A 22914-nucleotide genomic window follows, 5' to 3' on the forward strand; every position below is an offset into this window, starting at 1 on the left:
CGCGCGATCGAGCGCCGCGCTGCCGAACGCGCAGGCGTCGAGGGTCACGGTCGGCTGCGCCCAGGCCTGCGCGACCGGCGTGAGGACGACCACCAGCGCGACGTGCGCGCGCATCACCGACCGGCCAGGGCGGTCATCTCGCCGGCGCGGGCGCCGTCGGGGTACTGGGCCAGGTAGGTGCGCGCCGCGGCGCGGGCGTCGTCGGGGCGCGCGGCGCGGGCCAGCGCGAGGGCCTGCCGGGCCAGGGCCTCCTCCTGGATCGCGCGCGGACTGCCGATCGCGCGCACCCGGGCGAAGGCGTCGGCGGCGCGCGCGGCCTGGCCGAGCTGATCTTGCGCGAGCCGGCCGAGCAAGAACGCCGCGAGCCCGGCGGTGGCGTCGGCGCGGGCGTCGGCGAGGTACGCCGTCAGCTCGTCGGCGGCGCGCCCGGCACGACCGGCGGCGACCAGCTCGTCCGCGCGCGCGATGATGTCGGCCGGCGGCGCAGTGGTGATCGCGGGCGCGGGCGGTGGGGGCGTGATGTCGGCTGGCGGCGCAGTGGTGATCGCGGGCGCGGGCGGTGGGGGCGTGATCGCGGGCGCGGGCGCGGTGATCGCGGACGCGGGCGCGGTGATCGCGGACGCGGGCGGGGTCGTGGTGATCGCGGACGCGGGCGGGGCCGTGGTGATCGCGGACGCGGGTGGCGCCGTGGTGATCGCGGGCGCGGGCCGGCTCGGCGGCGACGGCGCGCGCGCGACCGTCGGCGGCTGGTCGTCCTCGGGCGCGGGCGCCGCGGGCGCCGCGGCCACCGTCGCCGACACCGCGATCCGCTGGCCCGCGGTCAGGCGGACCACGCGGCCGGGCACGCGCTCGCCGCGCACCAGCACCACCCCGCGCTCGACGGTGACCGCGAGCTCGACCGCGCTGCGCTCGACCGCGAACGCGGTGCCGACCACCTCGACGGTGGCCAGATCGGTCTCGATGACCCACCGGCGCGGGCCGCCGGGGCGGACGTCGAAGCCGACCTTGCCGCGGCGCACCGCGGTCACGAACTTGTCGCCCTCGTTGGCCAGCACCTCGAGCTGCGCGTCGGCGGCCAGCGCGACCTTCGAGCCGTCGTCCATCGCGACCGTCCGCGCCGACGGCGCGTCGAGCTGGACGCCCGGTGCGAGGGCGACGTCCGCCCCGAGCGCGCCGGGCGCGGGGCGCCCGCCGCGGGGCCACGCCACCAGCAGGACCGCCGCGGTCGCGATCGCGACGCCGGTGGCGATCGCGTAGCGCCAGCGCCGGGGCGCGACCCGGCGCTCGGCCTGGGCGTCGCGCACGCGCCGCCACACCTGCGCCAGCTCGGCCTCGTCGAGCGCGGGCTGGAGCTCGGCCTCGATCGGGCGCTCAGCCATGGTCGACCTCGTGGGTGTGGGCCGCGACCGCCGCCTCGGCGCGGCCGAGGTAGCGCTTGACGCTGGCCAGCGAACAGTCGCAGGCGGTGGCGACCTCGTCGAGCGAGTAGCCGATGACGTGGCGGAGCACCCACGGCACGCGCAGCTTGACCGGCATCGCCCGGAGCGCGCCGTCGATCAGCGCCAGCTCGGTCCGGCGATCGGGCGCGACCCCGCCGTCGGCGACCTCCGCCAGCGACTCGTCGTCGACCATCGCCGACCAGAACCGCACGCGCCGCCAGCGCCAGCGCCGGTGCACGCGCGACACCGCGATCCGCGCCAGCCAGCCCCGCAGCGCGGCCGGCTCGGCCAGGGCCTCGAGCTTCTGGAACGCGATCAAGAAGGTCTCCTGGACCACGTCGGCGGCCTCGACCGGGTCGCGCAGCAGGCGGCGCGCGGTGCTCGCGACCTGGGGCGCGTGGCGCCGGTAGATCATCTCCTCGGCCCACGCGTCCCGGGCCCGGGCCCGGGCCACCAGCTCGGCGTCGGTGATCGCCACCGCGCCGGTCACGTCGACGACGCGCGGGCCGGGGGTCGATGCTGGGCGGAGGGCGATCGCAGACACGGTCATCGACTGGAGCCCCCAGCCGACTGAAACGGCTCACGGAAACGTGGGCCGCGACACGGCGGGGGCGCGCCGCGATCCTACGCCAGCTCCCGCCACCGGGGTTCGCGTTCGGCGCGCGACCGCGGCCGGCGTGGGCGTACACTCTCGACCATGGGGAATCCATTCGTTCATCTCGACCTGACGACGGGTGATGTCGCCGCGGCCAAGGCGTTCTACGGCGCGATCTTCGGCTGGAAGTTCCAGGACTTCCCGGCGATGAACTGGACCGGCATCGACGTGGGCGGCGGCGTCGGCGGCGGCATGGGACCCAAGCAGAGCCCCGAGCAGCCGACCGCGTGGACCGCGTACGTCGACGTCGCCGACGTCGATCAGACCGTGGCCCGCGCCGCCGCCGCGGGCGCGACCATCCTGATGCCGAAGATGGAGGTGCCCGGGATGGGCTGGCTCGCGGTCCTCGCCGATCCGCAGGGCGCCGTCATCGGCATCTGGCAGTCAGCGGCGCCGCCGCCGCCGCCGCCGAAGCGAGCCCCGGCCCGGAAGGCCCCGGCCACGCAGGCCGTGCTGGCCAAGAAGGCGCCCGCCAAGAAGGCGCTGGCCAAGAAGGCGCCCGCCAAGAAGGCCGCGCCCAAGAAGGCCGCGCCCAAGAAGGCCGCGCCCAAGAAGGCCGCGCCCAAGAAGGCCGCGCCCAAGAAGGCCGCGCCCAAGAAGAAGGCCGGCAAGAAGTAACCCCGGGGCGACGGGGCAGGCCCGAGGGGGGCAGGTCAGGCCGCGAGCCACGGGCGCAGGTGCTGCCACCCGCGCTCGAGCAGCGTCGGCAGCGACGCGATCAGCTGGTGGTCGTCGTCGAGCTCGGTCAGCGCCGCGCCCGGCGTGCGCGCGCACCACGCCCGCGACAGCGCCACGTCGACCACGTCGTCGCGGGTGCCGTGGGCGATCCAGGTCGGCACCGTCACGGTCGGCCAGCCGTCGCCGGCGCGATCCGCCTCGGCCGCGTCGTCGAGGAACCCGACGTCGACGCGGGCCGGGCGGCGCTCGGCGTGGTCGTAGATCTCGAGCCAGCCGTCGCGGCGCCAGGCCGCGGTCGCGGCCGCGCCCAGCCGCTCGGCCCAGCGCTCGGCCATGCGGAACGCCGGCGCCATCAACACCAGCGCCTGCACCGCCGGCACCCGCTCGGCCACGCGCGCCGCGGTCAGGCCGCCCAGGCTCGAGCCGATCAGCACCACCGGCCCGCGCTCGCCGATCGCCGCGACCACGTGGGCGATCATCTCGGAGAGCCGCAGCCGCTCGAGCGACGGCACGCGCAGGTCGAGGCGCTCGACGTCGACGCCGTGGCGCGCGAACGCCTCGGCGAACGCCACGCCCTTGGTCGAGCCGGGCCCCGACGCGAACCCGTGCAGGTACAGACACCGGGTCGGCACGGGCGCGGTCACCAGGCGCCGTTGATGCGCGCCAGGAAGTCGTACGGGTACCCGACGTCGTACGCGCTGGCGTCGTCGAGGGCCTGGACCTCCGCCGGCGTCAGCTTGACCGCGGCGGCGGCGACGTTGTCCTCGAGCTGCGCCACCGTGCGCGCGCCGAAGATCACGCTGGTCACGGTCGGCTTGTGCAGGAGCCACGCGAGCGCGACCTGCGCCGGCGTCGCCTCGTGCGCGCGCGCGAGCGCGGTGACCGCGTCGAGGATCGTCCAGTTCCGCGGGCGGTCGTAGCGACCCCAGCGGTCCTTCCACTTGTCGAGCCGGGTCCCGGTCGGCGGCGGCGCGTCCTTGACGTACTTGCCCGACAGGAAGCCGCCGGCCAGCGGCGACCACGGCAGGATGCCCAGCCCCCACTGCGCGCACAGCGGCACGTGCTCGCGCTCGAGGCCGCGCTCGATCAGGCTGTACTGGGCCTGGAGCGTCACGAACTTCTCGCGCCCGCCGGTCTGCGCGCGCCACAGGCTGTCGACGAGGCGGTAGGCGGCGTAGTTCGAGCAGCCGGTGTAGAGCACCTTGCCGGCGCGCACCAGATCGTCGAGCGCGCGCAGGGTCTCGTCCTCGGCGACCGCCAGATCCTGGGCGTGGATCTGGTAGAGGTCGAGGCGATCGGTGCCGAGGCGGCGCAGCGAGTCCTCGGCGCAGCGGACGATGCGGTAGCGCGACGCGCCGCTCTTGTTGGGGCCGGCGCCCATCGTGAAGCGGAACTTGGTGGCCAGGACGATCTGATCGCGGGCCGTCGGCCGCGCCGCGAACCACGCGCCGAGCACGCGCTCGGACAGGCCGTCCTGGCCGTAGACGTCGGCGGTGTCGACGAAGTTCACGCCCAGCTCGAGCGCGCGGTCGAGGATGGCGTGGCTGGTGGCGTCGTCGCAGCCGACCTGGTGCATGAACGACTGGTCGTCGGCCTCGCCGAAGGTCATCGCGCCCAGGCACAGGGTCGAGACCTTCACGCCGGCCGCTCCGAGGTTGCGGTACTCCATGGCCGGCACTCTAGCGCAGGGATCGGCCGCCGGCCGGCGCGCCCGCGGCGGCCCGCGCCGCGCTGGTATGGTGGTGATCCATGGGACGCATCCGGGCGGCGATCTTCGATCTCGACGGCACGCTGGTCGACAGCCTCGGCGACATCGGCGCGGCGCTGACCGCGGCGCTGGCCCACCACGGCCTGCCGGCGCCGACCGACGCCGCGCTCCGGCAGATGATCGGCGAGGGCGCCCGCGTGCTGGTCGAGCGGGCCGTCGCCGACCGCGCCGATCCGACGGCCGTGCTGGCGGCCTTCCGCGACGCCTACCGCGCGCGCCCGATCGGCGACACCTGCCTCTACGACGGCGTCGCGGCCGCGCTCGACGAGCTGACCGCGGCCGGGCTGACCTTCGCGATCGTGTCGAACAAGCCCCACGAGCTGACCCGCCACCTGGCGGAGCGCCTGTTCGCGGACTGGCCGTTCGCGGCGATCTACGGCGCCCGACCCGAGCTGCCGCTCAAGCCCGACCCGACCCAGGCGCTGTGCTGCGCCGACGAGCTGGGCGTCGCGCCCGGGCGGTGCGCGTTCATCGGCGACTCGGCGATCGACGTCGCCACCGGCCGGGCCGCGGCGATGCGCGCGGTCGGCGTGAGCTGGGGCTTCCGGCCGCGCGCCGAGCTCGAGGCCGCGGCGCCCGACGCGCTGATCGACGCGCCCGCGGCGTTGGCCGCGGCGATCCTCGTCGACGCCTGAGCTGCGTCACCGGTGGGCCCGACCGGCCCGTGACCGAACCGTGACGGAGATGTCCCCGACGGTGACGAGGGCGCGCGGTAGACCGGAAGGATGCAGACGGCGGCGCACACGCAGGCACGGGGATGGCGCAGCATCTACTTCAACGTGGAGACGATCCCGTACTGGCTGATCCACGTCGGCGCCATCGTCGGCGTCGCGCTCATGGGCTGGTCGTGGGGCGGGCTGGCGTGGGCGATGGGGCTCTATGCGGTGCGGCTGTTCTTCGTGACCGGCGGGTACCACCGCTACTTCGCGCACCGCAGCTACAAGACCTCGCGCTGGTTCCAGTTCGTGCTCGCGCTGGGCGCGACCGCCACCGGGCAGAAGGGCGTGCTGTGGTGGGCCGCGCACCACCGCCGTCACCACCGCGGGTCCGACACCGCCGAGGATCTCCACTCGCCGTACCACGGCGGCTTCTGGTGGTCGCACATGGGCTGGATCCTGGCGGGCGACTTCGACGACACCGATCACGCGGCGATCAAGGACTTCGCGCGCTACCCCGAGCTGCGCTGGCTCGATCGCTACTGGATGGTGCCGCAGCTCTCCACCGGGGTCGCGGCGTTCCTGGTCGGCGGCTGGTTCGGCCTGGTCTGGGCCTTCGCGGTCTCGCAGGTGCTGTGCTGGCACGGCACGTTCACGATCAACTCGCTGTCGCACCTGTGGGGCGGCCGGCGCTACCCGTCGGGCGATGACTCGCGCAACAACCCGGTGCTGGCGATCCTCACGCTCGGCGAGGGCTGGCACAACAACCACCACCACTACCAGGTGGCGGCGCGCCAGGGCTTCTTCTGGTGGGAGATCGACCTGACCTTCTACGTGCTGCGCGTGCTGGCGGTGCTCGGCATCGTGCGTGACCTCCACGGCGTGCCCGAGCACGTCCGCGCCGGGACGCGCAAGCCGACCGCGGCCGGGCCCGCCGCCGCCAGCGGTGACCGGGTCGCCGCCGCCGCCGACCGCGTCGCCGCCTGACGGGATCGCGGCCCGGCGCGACGGCGGTGACCGGGTCGCCGCCGCCGCCGACCGCGGCGCCGCCTGAGGGCGTGGATCCGCCAGCCCGGCCCGGCGCGACGCCCGCGCGCTCGTGATACCGTCGCGATCACCGCAGCGGACCTGCGGTCGCGATGACCCAGCGCCAGGACGAAACGCCGACCCGGCCGACCCCGATCGCGGCCGCCGATCTCGACGGGTTCCGCAAGGACCCGCGGGACGGCGCGCGGTTCACGGCGCTGCGCCAGGCGCTCAAGGCCGGCGGCCAGGGCGAGCTCCTGGCCGAGGTGTGCGAGCTGCGCGCGCCGTTCGAGGCGACGCCAGCCAAGGCCGCCGATCTGTGGGCCGAGGCCGGCGAGGCCCGGGCGGTGCTGGGCCACGCCGCGCTGTCGGAGCGCGACCTGCGCGGCGCGTGCGCCCTCGATCCGGCCCACGAGCAGGCCACCAGCCGCCTGGTCGAGATGCTGCTCACCAGCGGCCGCCCGGCCGAGGCCGGCGACATCCTCGAGGCCGAGCTCGACGAGCTGACCCGCCGCGCCGACGCCGCGCCGGCCCGGGCCAAGGGCGATCGCCCGGGCACCGTCCGGAGGGCCGCGCGCCACCGCATCGCGGCCGGGCTGTGGGACCAGCACCTCGGCCGCATCGATCGCGCGCTGGCCCACTGGCAGGCGGCGTGGCGGCTCGAGCCCGAGCGCACCGACGCGCTGGCCGCGGCCCGCGCGCTGTACGGGTCGCTCGGCGACGACGCCATGGTCGCCAAGCTGTACCGGGCCGAGCTCGACGTGCTCGGCGAGAAGGCGCCGCCGCTGGGGCGCGCGCAGCTGTGGCTGGCGCTGGCGCGGGTCGAGCTGCGGCGCGGCGACGGCCAGGCCGCGGCCACCGCGTGCGATCGCGCGGTCAAGGTCGACGGCGAGTCGACCGAGGCCCGCGAGACCCTGGCCGAGATCTACGGCTCGCCGGCGTGGGCCAAGACCACCGACGACCCCGCGATCGGTGCCCGGCGCGCGTGCGAGCTCTACATCGAGCTCGGGCGCTCGGCCTTCGCCGCCGGCGACCCCGCGGCCGGCATCGGCTTCCTGCGCCGCGCCGTCGGCGCCGACCCGTACCACGCGGCGGCCGCGTCGGCGCTCGAGCAGGCGCTGCGCGGCGAGGCCCGCTGGGACGAGCTCGAGCGGCTGCTGGCCCAGCGCGCGACCCTGGCGGCGTACACCGGCGACGACGACGAGCGCGCGCCGGCTGCTGATCGAGCGCGTCGCGCTCCACGATCGCGAGCGTCCGGATCGCGGACAGCTGGTCACGGCGCTGACCGAGCTGGCGGCGCTCGAGCCGCCCGGCAGCGACGCCGCGGTGCGCCTGCGCACGCTCCTGCGCGAGGACCAGCGCTGGACCGAGCTGGCGGCGCTGCACGAGCGCGAGCTGGCGGCGCTGGCTGACGATCCCAAGGCCCAGGTGGGCGAGCTGCTCGAGCTGGCCGGCCTGGTGCGCGACCACCTCAACGACAAGGACCGCGCCGCCGAGCTGCTGCACCAGGCGCTGTCGGTCGATCCATCGAACGACGACGCGCTGGCCCGCTACGTCGAGCACTTCCGCGAGCGCCGGGACTTCCGCGGCCTGTGCGACCTGTACGAGTTCTCGCTCGACAACGCCCGCGAGGCCGGGGCCCCGGTCGGCGAGCTGGTGCGGCGGCTCGAGGAGATCGCCCAGATCTGCGAGCTGCGCCTCGGCGACGTGCCGCGCGCGCTCGACGCCTGGCGCCGGATCGAGGAGCACGAGCCCGGCAGCCCCAAGGCCAAGGAGGCGGTGCGGCGGCTGTCGTCGCGCGCCAAGATGTGGGAGCAGCTGGTCGCGGTGCTCGAGGGCGAGGCCGCGGCGGCGCAGTCGGGCGGCGAGCGCGCCGACACGCTGCGCCGGATCGCCAACACCTACCGCGAGCGCCAGGTCGAGCCCCGGCGCGCGATCGCGCTGTACGAGGAGGTGGTCGAGCTCCGGCCCGACGACGACGGCGCGCTCAAGGCCCTGGTCGAGATGTACGAGCGCGAGGGCGACGACGCGGGCCTGGCGCGGACGCTGCGGCGCCAGCTCGAGCTCGACGCGCGGCGGCTCGACGCCGATCCCGCGGCGCGGTCGGGCGCGCCCAAGGAGTGGCCGATCGGCAAGCGGGTCGAGCGCCTGACCGCGCTGCGCAAGCTCGCGACGATGTGCGAGACCCGGCTCGGCGACGTCGACGGCGTGGTCTACGCGGCGTCGGGCGTGCTCGAGATCCTGCCCGGCGATCGCGACGCGCTCGATCGCATGGCCCGGGCGCTCGAGCAGGCCGGCGACAAGAAGCGCCTGACGCAGACGCTCGAGTACCACGCCGCCGCCGCGACCGGCCCGGCCGAGCGCGCGAAGATCCTGCGCCGGCTGGCGCGGATGGCCACCGACGACGGCGACGACGCCCGCGCCCTCGAGCGCTGGGAGCAGACGCTGCGCGCGGCGCCGACCGACGAGGAGGCCCTGGCCGCGGTCGCCGATCTGTACGAGGCGGCCCAGCGCTGGGGCGAGCTGGCGGCGGTGCTCGAGCGCCTCGACGCCGCGCGCTATCCCGCGGCCGGGGCCCCGCCCGAGCCGGGCTCGGCCGCCGCGGCCCTGCGGGCCCGGGATCTGACCCGTTACGCCGCGATCGTCGATGACAAGCTCGGCGACGGCCAGCGCGCGATCAAGGCGTGGGAGCGCCTGCGCGACGTCACGCCGCGCGATCGGGCCGCGCTCGAGGCCCTGGCCCGTCTGTACCGCGGCGCCGCGCGCTACCGCGAGCTCGCCGATCTGCTCGCGGTCCACGCCGAGGTCTACGCCGTCGACGATCTGCCCCGGGCCACCGCGGCGGCGCGCGAGCGCGCGGCCGTGCTCGCGGATCGCCTGGGCGCCACCGACGACGCGTGCAAGCAGCTCGAGCGGCTCGTCGCCGAGCTCGATCCCACCGACCTCGACGCGCACTCGATCCTGCGGCGCCTGTACGAGGCCCGCGGCGACTTCCAGTCGGCGGTGCGCGTGGCCGAGCGCGAGCTGTACCTGCTGTCGGAGCCGGCCGCGAAGATCGCCCGCGCGCTCGACATCGGCGTCACCTGCCGCGATCGCATCGGCGATCCAGCCCGCGCGCTCCAGGCCTACGAGCGCGTGCTGGCGATCGATCCGCACCACGACGAGGCGCTGGCCGCCGCCGCCGATCTGCACGAGCGGCTGGGCGACCTCAAGGCGTGCGTGCGCGTCCTCGAGCGGCGCCTGACCCGGGCCGAGGATCGGCGCGCCCGGCGCGCGCTGCACCAGCGCATCGCCGCGATCACCGCCGAGAAGCTCGGCGATCACAAGGGCGGCATGAAGGCGTGGCGCCGGGCCCACGACGAGGCGCCCGACGCGTCGACGCTGGCCGAGCTGCGCCGCGCGGCCGAGGCCTACGGGCTGTGGCGCGAGCTGGCCGAGGTCTACGACGCCGAGCGCAAGCGCCTGACCAGCGGCGGCACGCCGGTCGACGTGGCCGCGTACGTCGCGGTCGGCCGCGAGCTCGCGAGCGTGTGCGAGCGGCGCCTGTCCGATCGCCCGCGCGCGATGGCGGCCCTGTGCGAGGCGTTGGCCGCGGCGCCGCGCGACGGCGACCTGCTGACCGAGATCGAGCGGCTCGCGGCCGAGGGCGATCAGCGCACGCTCTGGAAGCAGGCGCTCGACAGCCACGACGTGGCGCTGCGCGCGATCGGCGGCGGGGCCCGGGCCGACCTGCACGCGCGCAAGGCCCGCATCCTCGACGAGCGCCTCGGCGACGCCAAGGCCGCCGCGACCGAGCTGCTGGCGGCGTTCTCGTGGGGGCCCGAGCGCGAGGACGTGCGCGCGGCGCTGTACCGGCTGGCCGGCACGAGCCGGACCTGGGCCGACGTGATCGCGGTCGAGACCGCGCTGGCCGAGCGCGCCGCGGGCGCTGATCGCCTGGCGGCGCTGCGGCGGCGGGCCCAGGTGATCGAGGAGCACCAGAAGGATCTGCCGCGCGCGTACCGCGGGCACCTGGTCGCCTTCATGCTCGCGCCCGAGGACACCGACACCCTCGCCAACCTCTGGCGCCTGGCCAAGGCCATCGGCAAGTACCGCGACGCCGATCGCTCGCCCCGGCCCGAGCCGCCGGCGGCCCCGGTCGCGCTCGACCGCGATCTCGAGCTGCCGGCGCGGCGCGAGCTGCCGACCGAGGAGCTGGTGCTGCCCGAGGTCGAGGAGCTCGACGACGATCCCCTGGCCGAGGCCGAGGCCAACCTCGCGGTCGGCGACTCGACCCAGCCGATCGACATCGACGAGCTGATGCCGCCGAGCCGCGCGGCCGGCCGGCCCCCCGCCACGCCGCCGGGCAAGCCGCGGCTGCCGCCGCCCCCGCCGCGCCCGCCGCGGATCGAGCCGCGCCTCGGCGGCGGTCCGCCCGGCCCCCCGCCGGCGCCGCGGAAGGCCCAGGCCTCGGTGCGGCGCCCGCCGCTGCCGCAGCTGCCGCACCGCGCGTTCGAGTCGCCGTGGGAGGAGCTGGCCGCGGCCTACGATCTGCTGCCGGCCGGCGACGCCGACGCCAAGATCCGCTGGCTCTACCGCGCCGCCGACGCGTGGGAGAACGGCGCCAAGGACGTGAGCCGGGCCTTCGACACGCTGGCGCGCGCGCTCGGGCTGGCGCGGCGCGTGGCCGGCGGCGACGGCGAGGCCCGGGCCCGGCTGCACCGGCTCGCGAGCGACCACGGCGCCTGGGATCGCCTGGCCGATCTGTACGAGGCGCTGGCCGAGGACACGCACACGCCCGAGGCGGCGGTCGAGCTGCTGCTCGAGGTCGCGTCGATCCGCGAGCGCCAGGGCGCGCAGCCCCGGGCCGAGGCCCAGTACCGCCGGATCCTCGGCATGCGCCCCGACGACAGCGTCGCGCGCAACAAGCTCGAGGCGCTGTACCGCACCGGCCAGCGCTGGGTCGAGCTGGCGGCGTCGCTCGAGGAGCGCACCGATCCGCGGCTCGGCACCGCGGCGCCCGAGGCCGAGCGGCCGGCGCTCTTGCGCGAGCTGGCCGCGATCTACGACGCCCACCTCGGCCACCCGCACGACGCGATCGACACGCTCGAGCGGCTGCGCCAGCTCGCGCCGACCGACGTCGCGGTCATGCGCGAGCTCGGCGGGCTCTACGGCAAGGTCGGCCGCTGGAGCAAGGTGATCGAGGCCCACGGCAAGATCGTCGAGCTGGCCGAGGGCTCGGCCGACGCGCGCGACGCCCTGCGCAAGGTCGCCGCGGTCTACGAGCTCGAGCTCGAGCTGCCCGAGCGCGCGATCGACGTCTACCAGCAGCTGGTCGCGCAGTGGCCCGACGACGTCGACGCCCTGGCCGCGCTCGATCGCCTGTGCCTGGCGGGCGCGCGCTGGAGCGATCTGGCCGACGTGCTGCGCCGGCGCGCGACCCTGGCGGTGGCGCCGGCCGAGCGGGCCAGCCTGCTGGCGCGGCGCGCGGCGATCCTGCAGGACTGGCTGGGCGCGCCGGAGGAGGCGGCGGCGGCGCTGCGCCACGCGCGCACGATCCTGCCGGGTGATCCGGCGCTCACCGAGCAGCTGATCGGCGCGCTGGTCGCCGCCGATCGCCAGCGCGAGGCCGCGGCCGTGGTCGAGGGCCGGATCGAGTCGCTCGACGCCGACGCCGCCGCCGGCGATCGCGCGGCCCTGCACCTGCGGCTGGCGCAGATCCGCCAGGACGGCCTGCGCGATCCGGTCGGCGCGCGCGCGGCCGTGGCCGAGGCGCTGGCGCTGGTGCCCAGCCACCCGACCGCGCTCGCGATGCTGGCCAAGCTGGCCGACGCCGACGACGATCCGCGGATCTTCGCCGACGCCAAGCTGCGCGAGGCCGAGGCCGCGACCGACGACGAGGCCCGGGTGGCGGCGCTGTACGACGCCGGCGTCGCGCTGCGCGATCGGGTCGGCGACGCCGACGGCGCCCGCGCGGCGTTCGAGCGGCTCGTCGCGATCCGCCCGTACCACGCCGACGGCGTCTGGGCGCTGGCGGGGCTGGTCGAGCAGGGCGGCGACGCCGAGACCGCGGCCCGCCTGCTCGAGCAGCGCCTCGTCGACGTCGAGCTGGCGCCGGCCGAGCGCGCGCGCGTCTTGACGCAGCTCGCGGCGTTGGCGCGCATCGGCGGCATCGAGCTGGTGGCCGAGCGCCGGCTGATCGAGGCGCTCGCCGCCGACCCGGGCTGCGTGCCCGCGGTGATCGCGCTGGCCGATCTGTACGGCGACGCCGCGCGCTGGGACGACCTCGAGCTGTTCCTGCGCGGCGCCCTGGCCGAGGGCGTGCCTGGCGCCGCGCCGATCATCACCGCCGATCTGCACCGGCGCCTGGCCGAGTGCTACGAGCAGCTCGGCCGCGACGACGCCGCGTACGAGACCTTGCTCACCGCCGACCGGCTCCACCGCGGCCACGTCCTGGTCAAGCTGGCGCTCGGCGAGAACCGCTACAAGGCCAAGCGCTGGCGCGAGGCGGCGCTGCACCTGTCGGCGCTGGCCAGCCACGACGAGGTCAGCCGCTACGCCACCGAGGTCGCGCAGGGCCTGTACCACGCGGCGCTGGCCGAGATCCGCAGCCTGCGTCCCGAGAAGGCCCCGCCGCTGTATGCGCGCGCGCTCGAGCTGCGGCCCAACTACGGGCCGGCGCTGTCGGCCATGGCCGAGCTCGCGCTCGAGGCCAACGATCCCGCGCGCGCGTACGAGCTGTTGACGCGGCAGGCGGTCGCGACCGACGAGCCCAGCGAGCGGCTGCGGCTGTTCGAGGCCCTCGGCGACATGGCGCTGATGATGCTGTCCGACGAGGACAAGGCCCGCGTGTGCTTCGAGGCGGCGGTCGCGGCGGCCAACCCGCTCGACGCCAAGCACGTGGCGCTGCTCGAGAAGCTGCTCGAGCGTCAGGACCTGGCCGGCGATCACGCCGGCGCCGCGCGCACCGCCGAGCTGATGGCGGCGTTCGGCGCCACCGCCGCCGACCGCGCGGCCCGCCTCGATCGCGCCGCCCGCGACTACCTGGTCGCCGGCGAGGCCGACCACGCGCGCGCGGTCGCGGCCCGGGCGGTCGCCGCTGATCCCTACAGCCTCGACGCGGTCGAGCTGGCCAGCGAGCTGGCGCTCGCGGCCCAGGACGTCGAGGCCGCCGCCGACATGCTCGGCCGGTTCCTGTCGGGCAAGGACGACGGCGCCGCGAGCGACCGCGACCGGCGCGCGGCGCTGTGGCTGCGGCTGGGCGAGACCCGGCGCGAGCGCGGCGACGCCAGGAGCGCCCACGGCGCGTTCGAGCGCGCGATCGCGGTCGCGCCGCGCTCGGCGGCCGCGACCGCCGCCCGGCGCCTGCTGGTGCCGGTGCTGGCGGCCGAGCCGGCGCGCCGCGGCGAGCTGATCGAGGTCCGCCGCGCGCTGGCCGAGGCCAGCACCGCCGCCGCCGACGTCGCGGCCTGGGCCGACGAGCTGCGGCGGGCCGAGCGCACCGACGCGGCCGCGGCCGCGCTCGATCTGGCGCTGGCGCTCGGCGCAACGGCCGACCTGCACCAGACCGCGTTCCGGGCGGTGCACCCGACCCGGGTCATGCCGGCCGACGAGTCGTACAAGGGCGCGGTCGACGCCGACGCGCGCGCGCGCTTCCTGCATGACGTCGACGAGGGCGCCCTGGGCCCGGTGTTCGCGACCCTGGCCGAGGTCGCCGGGCAGCTGTGGCCGGATCCCGACGAGGCGCTCGCGCGCGCGGGCGTGCGCGGGGCCCGGCGCATCGCCGGCGCGTCGACGCCGCCGGCGCTGGCGTTCGTGCGGATCGCCGCGGCGCTGGGCTGCGGTCCGGCCTCGGTCTACGCCCGCGACGACGCCGACGCGCCCGATCTGCAGCTGGTCTGCGCCGGCACGCCGATCGTGGTCTTCGGCCCGCGCCTCGGCGACACGGTCGACGGCGCGCGTCGGTTCGCGCTCGGGCGGATCGCCGAGCTGACCCGGCCCGAGCGCGCCGTCGTCGCGGGCCTGCCCGACGTCGAGGTCGCGACGCTGCTGGCGGCGCTGGTGCGCTCGTTCGCGCCGCCGGCCAGCCACGGCGCGGTCGCGCGGCTGATCGCGGATCCCGACGTCCAGCGCGCGCGCGACGAGATGGTGCGCGGCGCGCTCTCGGTCAAGGTGCGCCAGCGGTTCGAGCAGCTGTTCGCCGATCTGCCGCCGACGGCGATCGAGCTCGGTCGCCACCGGGCCGCGGTCCAGCGGGTGGCCGAGCGCGCGGGCCTCCTGGTCTCGGGCGACTGCGCCGCCGCGCTGGTCAAGCCCACCGGCGGCGTCGCCGCGGTGGTCCGCACCGTCGCCCACCCCGACTACGTGCCGCTGCGCGCGAAGCTCGGGCTCGCGGTCACCTGACGCGCGGGCGCTGGACCTCGGTCGCGAGGATCTCCTTGACCAGCTCGACGAACCGGCGCGACTTGAGCGGCGGCTCGGCGCCGGCGCCCTGGGCGTAGACCACGAACACCGGCAGGCCGCCGTCGGCGACCGCGTGGCAGGACCAGTCGGGCAGGACCTCGACCAGCTCGCCGCGCGCGAGCTCGTCGCGCACGACCCACTCGACCACGCGCAGGACGCCGAGCCCGCGCCGCGCCAGCTGGCCGGCCAGGAGCGGGCTGGTGGTGTGGACGACGCCGGCGACCTCGAGGCGCTCGCTGCGGGTCCGGACCCGGCGATGGTAGAACGCCCACTCGACCGGCCCCGCCACCTGCGCGACGGTCAGGCAGTCGTGGTCGCGCAGCTCGAGCGGTCGCGCCGGGTGGCCGCGCCGCGCCAGGTACTGCGGGCTGGCCACCAGCCGCACCGGCACCCGCCCGAGCAGCTGGGCCCGCAGCGACGAGTCGGCCTGGCGACCCAGCCGGATCGCCAGATCGAACCCGCCCTGCACCAGCGGCACGTTGCGATCCGACAGATCGATCTCGAACCGCAGCTCGGGGTAGCGGCGCCGCAGCGCCGGCAGGTGCGGGCCCAGCAGGCGCTCGCCCACCGACACCGGCATCGACACGCGCAGGTGCCCGCGCGGCGTACCGCCGGTCAGCTCGGCGATCGCGTCGCGCGCCGCGCGCTGGGCGGTCAGCAACCGCTCGGCGTGATCGGCGTAGAGCGCGCCGGCCTCGGTCAGGCTCAGCCGGCGGGTCGTGCGCGCCAGGAGCTGCGCGCCCAGGTGGCGCTCGAGCTGCGCGACCGCCCGCGACAGGCTCGACGTGCTCTTGCCGAGCGCGCGCGCGGCCAGCGTGAAGCTGCGGGTCCGGACCACCTGCAGGTACACCTCGGCCGCGGCCAGCTCGTCGAACACCGGCCGTCGGACCCGCGCGACAGTTTTGCGCATGACGCAATAGTGTCTTGATTCGCGGCACCTTTGTAGCGAGATGTTGAACAGTCATGGTGGGCGAACCCAGGAGGCTCCATGGTCGCCGTTCCAACGTTCACCCCGCCCATCGCTCCACCGCCGCCGCTGCCGGCGCCGCCCACCGCCGTCAGCGTCGACCTGACGCTGGCCGCGGTCGACGGCGAGCCGCTCGCCGCCACCCACGTCGCGCCGACCGGCCCGGCCCGCGGCGCCGTCATGATCGCGCCGGCGATGGGCGTCGCGCAGCGCTACTACCACCCGTTCGCGACCTGGCTGGCCGCGCGCGGCTTCCACGCCCTGACGTTCGACTACCGCGGCATGGGCCGATCGCGGCGCGGCCCGCTGCGCGCGGTCGACGCCGACCTGATGACCTGGGCCCGGCGCGACGCCACCGCCGCGCTCCGACACCTGCAGGATCTGGCGCCCGCGCTGCCGCTGACCTGGGTCGGCCACAGCCTCGGCGGCCAGCTGGTGCCGTTCGTGCCCGACCACCGCGAGCTGGCGCAGATCATCACGATCGCCGCCGGCAGCGGCTACTGGCGCCACAACAGCCCGGCGCTGCGACGCAAGGTGTGGCTGCTCTGGTACCTCGCGGCGCCGCTGGCCACGCCGATGTTTGGCTACTTCCCGGGCCGGGCCCTGGGCATGGTCGGCGATCTGCCCCGAGGCGTGATCCGGCAGTGGCGGCGCTGGTGCCTCGACCCCGGCTACGCGGTCGGGGCCGAGGGGGCCGCGGTCGCCGAGCTGTTCCGGCGCGTCACCACGCCGATCACCGCGGTGTCGTTCACCGACGACGAGATGATGTCGGACCGCAGCATCGCCGACCTCCACGCCGCCTTCGCGAGCGCGCCGCAGACCCACGTGCGGCTGGCGCCGACCGACGTCGACCGGGACCGGCTCGGGCATTTCGGCTGGTTCCGGGCCGAGCACGCGCCGCTGTGGGACCGCGTGATCGCCCCGGTCCTGGCGACCGCCGCCGCCCCGCGCCGTTGACCCCGGCTCGGCGGGCCGCTACCGTCGACGTCCAATGTACCTCGGGGTCGTCACCGGGACCGTCGTGGCCGAGCGCAAGGCCGTCGGCCTCGCCGGCCAGAAGCTGATGCTCGTGCAGCCGGTCGACGACACTGGGCGCTCGACCGGCGACGTCCAGGTGGCGGTCGACACCGTCGCCGCCGGCGTCGGCGACCACGTCTACCTGGTCGGCTCGCGCGAGGCCGCGCTGGCGCTGACGCCGTGGTTCGTGCCGGTCGACGCCGCGATCGTCGGCATCGTCGACGCCGTCCACGCGCCCGAGCGGGCCGTGGCCGAGGCCGCGCCCGAGCCGGTCGACGACGATCCCACGGTCGCCAACGACGCCGACGACGCGCGCCCGCGCAAGCGGCCCCAGGCGACCCGCAAGCCCGAGCCCGGAGCCAAGCGATGAGGCTGTGCCGCGTGCTCGGCAACATCACCGCGGCCGCGAAGCACCCGGCCTACGCCGGGCGCACGCTCTTGATCGTGCAGCCGATCGATCCGGCTGGCGTCGACGTCGGCGACAGCTTCATCGCGGTCGACGACGCCCAGGCCGGGCCCGGCGACCGGGTGCTGGTCATGACCGAGGGCACCGGCGTGCGCCAGATCCTCAAGCTCGGCGAGCAGGTGCCGATCCGCTCGCTCGTCGTCGGCATCGTCGACGCGGTCGAGGTCTCGTGACCGGCGGCCGCCGCGCGCCCATCGCCGCGTTCGCGCGCGAGCTGCACGCGCGCGGTTGGGTCGCCAACCACGACGGCAACGTCAGCGCCCGCGACGATCGCGGCTTCGTCGCCACGCCGACCGCGACCTCGAAGCGGGGCATCGGCGAGCGCGACGTGCTCACGCTCGACGCCGCCGGCAAGGTGGTCGGGCAGGGCAAGGTGTTCGGCGAGATCGGCCTGCACCTCGCGGTCTACCAGCGCCGCCCCGACGTCGGCGCGGTCATCCACGCCCACCCGGCCAGCGCGACCGCGATCGCGTGCGCCGCCGGCGGCGTGGCCGATCACGCGATCGCGCGGCCGTTCATCGCCGAGGCGGTGGTGTCGCTCGGCCCGATCATCCCGCGGGTCGCGTTCGCGCCGCCCGGCGACGCCGCGGTGCGCGCGCTGGCGCCGTGGTGCGAGACCGTCGACGCGGTGCTGCTCGGCGGCCACGGCGTCCTGGCCTGGGGCGCCGATCTCGAGCAGGCGTACCTGCGGCTCGAGCTGGTCGAGCACCTCGCGCGGATCGCGCTGGCGGCGATCCCGCTCGGCGGCGTGCGGGCCCTGGCCGACGAGGCGATGGCCCCGCTGCTGGCCGCGCGCGCCAAGGCCGGCCTCGGCCGCGCCGCCGACGCCGCGGTCAAGCTCGCCGCGGATCTGGTCGCGCGGCCGCCCGACGGGCCGAGCCAGAAGCCGGTCGTGGCGTGCGCGCCGGCGCCGCACAGCGCGGTCCCGACGATCCCGCCCGGCGGCGGGCGCAGCGGCGGCGGCGGCGGTGTCGAGCTCGCGGCGGTGGTGCGCGAGGAGATCGTCCGCGCGCTGCGCGACGGGCGCTGAGCGCCATCCGGACCGGCGCCCCGGCTCACCGCGACGACGAGCGCTGCAACAGACCGCGCGCGCCCGCTCGACCGCGCCATCGACGCTGGTGGCTCACACGCTGGAGACCGCGACCGAGCGCGACGCGTCCTCGATCGCCCCGGCCATGGCCAGCGCGCTGGCGAACCGGTGCGTGGGCTCCTTGGCCAGCGCCTGGTTCACCAGCCGCACGACCGGCTCGGGGATCGGGACCGGCGCCAGCGCGTCGAGCGGCGGCGGGTCGTCGTGGAGGTGCGCGCTGATCAGCTCGTAGTCGTCGGCGCCGATGAACGGCGCGCGGCCCGCGATCAGCTCGAACAGGATGACGCCGATCGCGTACAGGTCGCTGCGGGGATCGGCGGGCTTGCCCTTGAGGCGCTCGGGCGCCAGGTAGGTCAGGCTGCCGACCACGTGGCCGCGGGCGGTCAGCTTCGAGCCGCCCTCGAGCGCGGCGAAGCCGAAGTCGATCACGATCACCCGCTCGACCGGTCCCGGTGACGGCTCGAGCATCAGGTTGGCCGGCTTGAGATCGCGGTGCAGCACGCCCTGGGCGTGCACCGCGGCGAGCCCCTGCAGCGCCTGCCACGCGTACGACAGCGCCCGGGCCGGGCCGACCGCGCCCTGTTGCTTGAGCACCGCGCGTAACGAGTGACCGCGCAGCAGCTCGACGACGAGGTACGGCTCGCCGATCTCGGTGACGCCGCTGCCGTACAGGGCCGCGACGTTGCGGTGCTCGATCTTGCCCTGGACCTCGGCCTCGCGCTGGAACCGGGCCACCGCCTCGGTGTCGCGGGTGAGCTGGCCGCGCAAGATCTTCACCGCCACCGTCACGCCGGCCTCGTCGTCGCGCGCCCGGTACACGTCGGCCATCGCGCCGCGGCCGATCAGCTTCTCGAGGCGGTAGCGGCCCTCGATCACGGTTCCGGAGCGATCGGCCGGCGCCATCGTGCTCGAGGATACACCAGTCGTCGGTCGGCCGCCCGCGCGGTGCGATGGTCACGCACCTGCCCCCGGCGGCTCGTGCGATCTCGTCATGCATGCCGGGCGGTCCGCGGGTGCGGCACACGACCGCGGCTCGACGACCACCGCGTCGATCCGTCGGGGCGGCGCTCGACTCCGCGCGGTGTTCGGCGATACCATCGTAACGCGGGGACCTGCACCGCAGGGGAGCACGACCATGGGCTTGTTCGACAAGAAGAAGAAGGACGACTTCGGCTCTCCCGTCGAGGAGATCAGCCTGACCGCTGCGCGGACCCCGCCGGGGGGCACGCCGGTCGCGACGGCGACGCCGGCACCAGCGCCGGCCGCGCCGCCCAGGCCGCCCGCGCCCGACCCCGAGGCGGACTTCGGCATCAACAAGGCCATCGAGCTGATGCGCCAGCTGCCGCAGGACAACAAGGAGCTGGTCGTCACGGTCGTCAAGACCACGCTCCAGGCGATGAACATCAAGCTCGCGACGATCATCTCCGACGCCGATCGCAAGCTGAAGGGCATCGAGGGCAACGTCGACGGGCTCCGCAAGGAGATCGCCGACTTCGAGAAGGAGATCGCGACCCGCAAGGACAAGATCGCGTCGCTCGAGGCCGACCACAAGGAGACGACCGCGGTCAAGGCGAACCTCATCCTCGCCGAGAAGCTGGCCGAGAAGCCCAAGCCGTCGGGCGCCAAGTAGCCCGCCGCGCGCGCCGAGATGCTCCGCTATCAAATGACAGTGGTCACGGCCGACGCCGGCCTGCGGCGCGCGATCAAGCGCGTCTCGACCTCGACCGGCGCCGACGCCGACTTCGTGCCCGACGTCGCGCAGATCAGCGCCGAGCGTCCGCCCCACGTCGTGATCTTCGACGCCCGCGAGCACGAGCCGCCCAAGGGGTTCATCGCCGGGCTGTCGCCCGAGGCCCGCGTCATCTACATCGTCGACTCGGACCACCTCGTGCAGAAGGTGGCGATGCTCGAGGACCCGCGCATCACCAGCCTGTTCTGTCACGACGAGCGCTTCGACGACGACGAGTTCATCGCGACCGCGACCAAGGCGCTGCGCGGCAACGTGTTCGGGCTGCAGAAGTACTTCCCGTGGGGCGTCACCACCTACTCGATCCTGGTGAAGAACTACGACGAGAAGGCCCGCGCCATCGAGGTGCTGCTCGAGTACGCGACGCTGGCCGGGTGCCGCGGCGGCGTCCGCGATCGCCTGCAGGTCGTGTGCGACGAGCTGATGATGAACGCGCTCTACCACGCGCCCACCGACGCCGCGGGCAAGGAGCTCCACGCCGGCAAGACCCTCAAGGAGCTGACCAAGCTCGAGGAGGTCAGCACGATCCGCGTGCAGTACGGCCACAGCGGCCGCTACTTCGGCATCTCGGTGCGCGACGCCGGCGGCTCGCTCAGCCGCGCCAAGCTGCTCGACTACCTCAAGCGCGCCAAGGCCGGCCCGGAGATCGAGCGCAAGGCCGGCGGCGCCGGGCTCGGCCTGGTGTCGGTGCTGCGCTCGGCGTCCAAGCTCATCTTCAACCTCGAGGCCGGCTCGTCGACCGAGGTCATCGCGCTGTTCGACATGGAGCTGGCGACGGCGCGCGGCAAGGGCGGCGCCCGCTCGCTGCACATCTTCACCTCCACCGAGAAGGAGGAGCGCGTCGAGGACCGCGGCAAGGAGGCCCGGGCCGGCCGCCCGCTCGCCAGCACCGCGATGTGGGCGGTGACCGCGGCGCTGCTGGCGACCCTGGCGGTGATGGTGACCTTGTGGTTCGCGTCGCGCGGCAAGCCCAAGGCCGCGCCGCCCCGCGCCATGATCGTCGTGCCCACCGGCGTCGACGTCGCCGTCACGCTCGGCGGCCAGCCGGTCAGCCCCAACCAGCCGGTGACGCTGCCCGCCGGCGACGGCCCGGTCACGCTGACGATCGCGCCCAAGCCCTGAGCCGCCCGCGGCGGTCCCGGGGACGACGCCAGCAGGCGACGTCAGCGGCGCGCCGCGCTACTGGATCTCGATCGGCATCGGCGGCACGAGGATCAGCACCTCGCGCTGATCGAGCGGCGTGCAGCCGCCGGCGAGGACCTGGATGTTGGCGCGGAAGATCTGGGCCTCCGACGTGGCCGGGACGAAGTCGTTGAACGCCTCGACGTTGAACGACACCTGGGTCCCGGGCGTGACGCCGTGGAACGCGGTGGCGTCGAAGGTCGGGTTGGGCAGCGCCGGCGGCGGCGGCGGCAGCACGAACGCGGTCGGCGTGATCGCGCGGAGGAAGTCGGCGGTGGTGTGGGTGCCCGGCAGCGGGGTGCCGGCGACGTCGGTGGTGACGCCGAGGCGCGCGCTCTCGACGTCGAACGTCGCGAACCGCGTCAGCATGCGGATGCCGGTCACGATGTTGGCGCCGAGGCCGCTGCCGTCGGGCGAGGCGAGGAACACCACCGGGCACAGGCCCTGGGCGTTGGGCGCGCGGCCGACGCCGTTGGCGCCGGTGCAGCACTGGCCAGCCGCGCAGCCCGCGGGGCGGACGCCCACGTCCCACGCGGCCGGGGGCACGAGCGCGCCGGTCGAGGTGGCGAAGTCCTCCAGGTCGGCCTGGCTCGAGCACTGCGCGGCGAGCGTCGGCTGGATCGCGGCGACGCCCACGACTCGGCCACAGATGTTGCCGAGGGCCGTCTTGGTCTGCGCGCGAGTGCGCCACCGCCGCCACGGTGCCGGTGTAGTTCGCGCTCTCGCCGGTGGTGGGGCACGTCCCCGTTTCCCCGGGGCCGTGGTGCTGGGCATCCGAGATCTGGACGATCACCGGCATCGAATCCGGTCGGAACGCGACGCCGCCGACGCCGGTGTGGTTGGCGGGCACGCTGGTCGGCGCGGGACCGGTCAGGCCGTCGCCGGTCGCGGCCTGGTACAGCGCCTCGATGCCACCCTCGGGCCAGTCCTGCCCGCAGCCAATGGGCCCGGTCGCGGTGCGCAACATGCCGACGCCAGCCTGCACGGAGGTGACATCGGCAGTGACGCTCTGGAACAGGTGGAAGGGCTGGTCGGGACTCGAGAGGCCGCCCCGGCCACAATCAGATCCATGGAGCGAGCCGAACGGCAACACGGGGAAGTCCTCGTAAGCGCCGACACCGAACTGGCTGTCGGCGACCTCGGCCCGGATGCCCGGCACCACCGTCGACGACAGCGCGCTCTGCAGGTTGGTGATCGAGCCGAACATCGAGCCGGTCGTGTCCATCAGGAAGAACACGTCGAGCGCGGGGATGCGGGTCGAGAAGTCGAGCGGGCGCATCGCGTTCCCGGTCGGGTCCTGGTACGGCAGGATGAAGAAGAAGTCCTGGGTCGGGCCGCTGCGGCGATACGCGACGACGGTGATCTGGGCCTCGCCGACGACCGTGCCCAGGGTCGCGGTGATGCGCGACACCTCGGCGGTGGCCATCGTGAACGGCGGGATCGCCAGGGTCGCGCCGGTCATCGCGCCGACCGCCGGATTGGCGACCGCCCAGGTGACCTGGGTGGTCAGGTCCTCGGGCACGCCGTCGAGGTACTGGCCCATCGCGACGAACGCCTGGGTCGTGCCCGAGACGTTGAGGTCGACCTCGAGCAGCGGGTTGGTCGGCGTCACGGCGATGCCGACCAGCGTGTGCGGCTGCGGCGCGTCGATCCCGCCGCCGCTGTCGATGCCGCCATCGCCGTCGCCCGGCGGGTTGCTGCTCGACGGGCCGCACGCGGCGACCGCCAGACACACGAACAGCGCGACGCGCGCGCGCGACAGGGCTTCCCTCATGCCGCGA

The 22914-nt window shown here is 75.6% G+C and carries 18 protein-coding genes; 11 read left to right on the forward strand and 7 right to left on the reverse strand.

Annotated elements, in window-relative coordinates:
• Positions 1-113: 113 nt before the first annotated feature.
• Together IPL61_20420 and IPL61_20425 are read right to left on the reverse strand one after the other, a co-directional pair.
• Positions 114-1379: a FecR domain-containing protein gene (locus tag IPL61_20420; GenBank protein MBK9033595.1), complete on the reverse strand. Its 1266-nt coding sequence runs from the start codon at positions 1377-1379 to the stop codon at positions 114-116.
• Positions 1372-1983 (reverse strand): sigma-70 family RNA polymerase sigma factor, encoded by a 612-nt coding sequence (locus tag IPL61_20425; protein MBK9033596.1) that lies wholly within the window; start codon positions 1981-1983, stop codon positions 1372-1374. The genes IPL61_20420 and IPL61_20425 overlap by 8 nt, the downstream gene beginning before the upstream one ends.
• A 153-nt stretch (positions 1984-2136) precedes the next feature.
• Here IPL61_20425 and IPL61_20430 point away from each other — a divergent pair, with 153 nt between their 5' ends.
• Complete coding sequence (locus IPL61_20430; GenBank protein ID MBK9033597.1) at positions 2137-2712, forward strand: VOC family protein; 576 nt, start codon at positions 2137-2139, stop codon at positions 2710-2712.
• Between the two features lie 35 nt (positions 2713-2747).
• Here IPL61_20430 and IPL61_20435 read toward each other — a convergent pair whose 3' ends face one another.
• A complete protein-coding gene (locus IPL61_20435) occupies positions 2748-3419 on the reverse strand; it encodes an alpha/beta fold hydrolase (GenBank protein MBK9033598.1) in 672 nt (223 codons plus the stop codon).
• On the reverse strand, positions 3413-4441 hold the full coding sequence (locus tag IPL61_20440; protein ID MBK9033599.1) for an aldo/keto reductase: 1029 nt from the start codon (positions 4439-4441) through the stop codon (positions 3413-3415). Before IPL61_20440 ends, IPL61_20435 begins: the two co-directional genes overlap by 7 nt.
• An 80-nt stretch (positions 4442-4521) precedes the next feature.
• Between IPL61_20440 and IPL61_20445 the strand changes: the two genes are divergently transcribed.
• From IPL61_20445 to IPL61_20460, 4 genes are all read left to right on the forward strand, one after another.
• Positions 4522-5175 carry an HAD family hydrolase gene (locus IPL61_20445; GenBank protein MBK9033600.1) on the forward strand — a complete coding sequence of 218 codons (654 nt, stop codon included), beginning with the start codon at positions 4522-4524 and terminating at the stop codon, positions 5173-5175.
• A gap of 90 nt (positions 5176-5265) precedes the next feature.
• Entirely contained in the window at positions 5266-6183 is a 918-nt protein-coding gene (locus IPL61_20450) for an acyl-CoA desaturase (protein MBK9033601.1), read from the forward strand.
• A 152-nt stretch (positions 6184-6335) separates the two neighbouring features.
• The gene (locus tag IPL61_20455; GenBank protein MBK9033602.1) at positions 6336-7634 is read left to right on the forward strand and encodes a hypothetical protein; all 1299 of its coding nucleotides are present in this window, start codon (positions 6336-6338) and stop codon (positions 7632-7634) included.
• On the forward strand, positions 7549-14604 hold the full coding sequence (locus IPL61_20460) for a tetratricopeptide repeat protein (protein MBK9033603.1): 7056 nt from the start codon (positions 7549-7551) through the stop codon (positions 14602-14604). Before IPL61_20455 ends, IPL61_20460 begins: the two co-directional genes overlap by 86 nt.
• On the opposite strand, the gene IPL61_20465 is transcribed toward IPL61_20460, so the two are convergent.
• Positions 14597-15574: a LysR family transcriptional regulator gene (locus IPL61_20465; GenBank protein MBK9033604.1), complete on the reverse strand. Its 978-nt coding sequence runs from the start codon at positions 15572-15574 to the stop codon at positions 14597-14599. The two genes, IPL61_20460 and IPL61_20465, sit on opposite strands and share 8 nt — an antisense overlap.
• Positions 15575-15652: 78 nt before the next feature.
• On the opposite strand from IPL61_20465, the gene IPL61_20470 reads away from it, so the two are divergent.
• Genes IPL61_20470 through IPL61_20485 form a run of 4 tightly spaced genes read left to right on the forward strand, consistent with a single transcriptional unit; the run spans position 15653 to position 18144 of the window.
• Complete coding sequence (locus IPL61_20470; GenBank protein ID MBK9033605.1) at positions 15653-16588, forward strand: alpha/beta fold hydrolase; 936 nt, start codon at positions 15653-15655, stop codon at positions 16586-16588.
• A 34-nt stretch (positions 16589-16622) separates the two neighbouring features.
• Positions 16623-17018 (forward strand): EutN/CcmL family microcompartment protein, encoded by a 396-nt coding sequence (locus IPL61_20475; GenBank protein MBK9033606.1) that lies wholly within the window; start codon positions 16623-16625, stop codon positions 17016-17018.
• The gene (locus IPL61_20480; protein ID MBK9033607.1) at positions 17015-17287 is read left to right on the forward strand and encodes a EutN/CcmL family microcompartment protein; all 273 of its coding nucleotides are present in this window, start codon (positions 17015-17017) and stop codon (positions 17285-17287) included. Before IPL61_20475 ends, IPL61_20480 begins: the two co-directional genes overlap by 4 nt.
• The gene (locus IPL61_20485) at positions 17284-18144 is read left to right on the forward strand and encodes a class II aldolase/adducin family protein (protein MBK9033608.1); all 861 of its coding nucleotides are present in this window, start codon (positions 17284-17286) and stop codon (positions 18142-18144) included. The genes IPL61_20480 and IPL61_20485 overlap by 4 nt, the downstream gene beginning before the upstream one ends.
• Positions 18145-18237: 93 nt before the next feature.
• Here IPL61_20485 and IPL61_20490 read toward each other — a convergent pair whose 3' ends face one another.
• Positions 18238-19107 (reverse strand): serine/threonine protein kinase, encoded by an 870-nt coding sequence (locus IPL61_20490; GenBank protein MBK9033609.1) that lies wholly within the window; start codon positions 19105-19107, stop codon positions 18238-18240.
• 232 nt (positions 19108-19339) lie between these two features.
• Between IPL61_20490 and IPL61_20495 the strand changes: the two genes are divergently transcribed.
• Together IPL61_20495 and IPL61_20500 are read left to right on the forward strand one after the other, a co-directional pair.
• On the forward strand, positions 19340-19834 hold the full coding sequence (locus tag IPL61_20495) for a hypothetical protein (GenBank protein MBK9033610.1): 495 nt from the start codon (positions 19340-19342) through the stop codon (positions 19832-19834).
• 33 nt (positions 19835-19867) lie between these two features.
• On the forward strand, positions 19868-21073 hold the full coding sequence (locus IPL61_20500; protein MBK9033611.1) for a hypothetical protein: 1206 nt from the start codon (positions 19868-19870) through the stop codon (positions 21071-21073).
• On the opposite strand, the gene IPL61_20505 is transcribed toward IPL61_20500, so the two are convergent.
• The gene (locus IPL61_20505; protein MBK9033612.1) at positions 21045-22907 is read right to left on the reverse strand and encodes a hypothetical protein; all 1863 of its coding nucleotides are present in this window, start codon (positions 22905-22907) and stop codon (positions 21045-21047) included. The genes IPL61_20500 and IPL61_20505 overlap by 29 nt on opposite strands.
• Between the last annotated feature and the right edge of the window lie 7 nt (positions 22908-22914).

This window comes from Myxococcales bacterium, assembly GCA_016717005.1.
Taxonomy (GTDB): Bacteria; Myxococcota_A; Polyangia; order Haliangiales; family Haliangiaceae; genus UBA2376.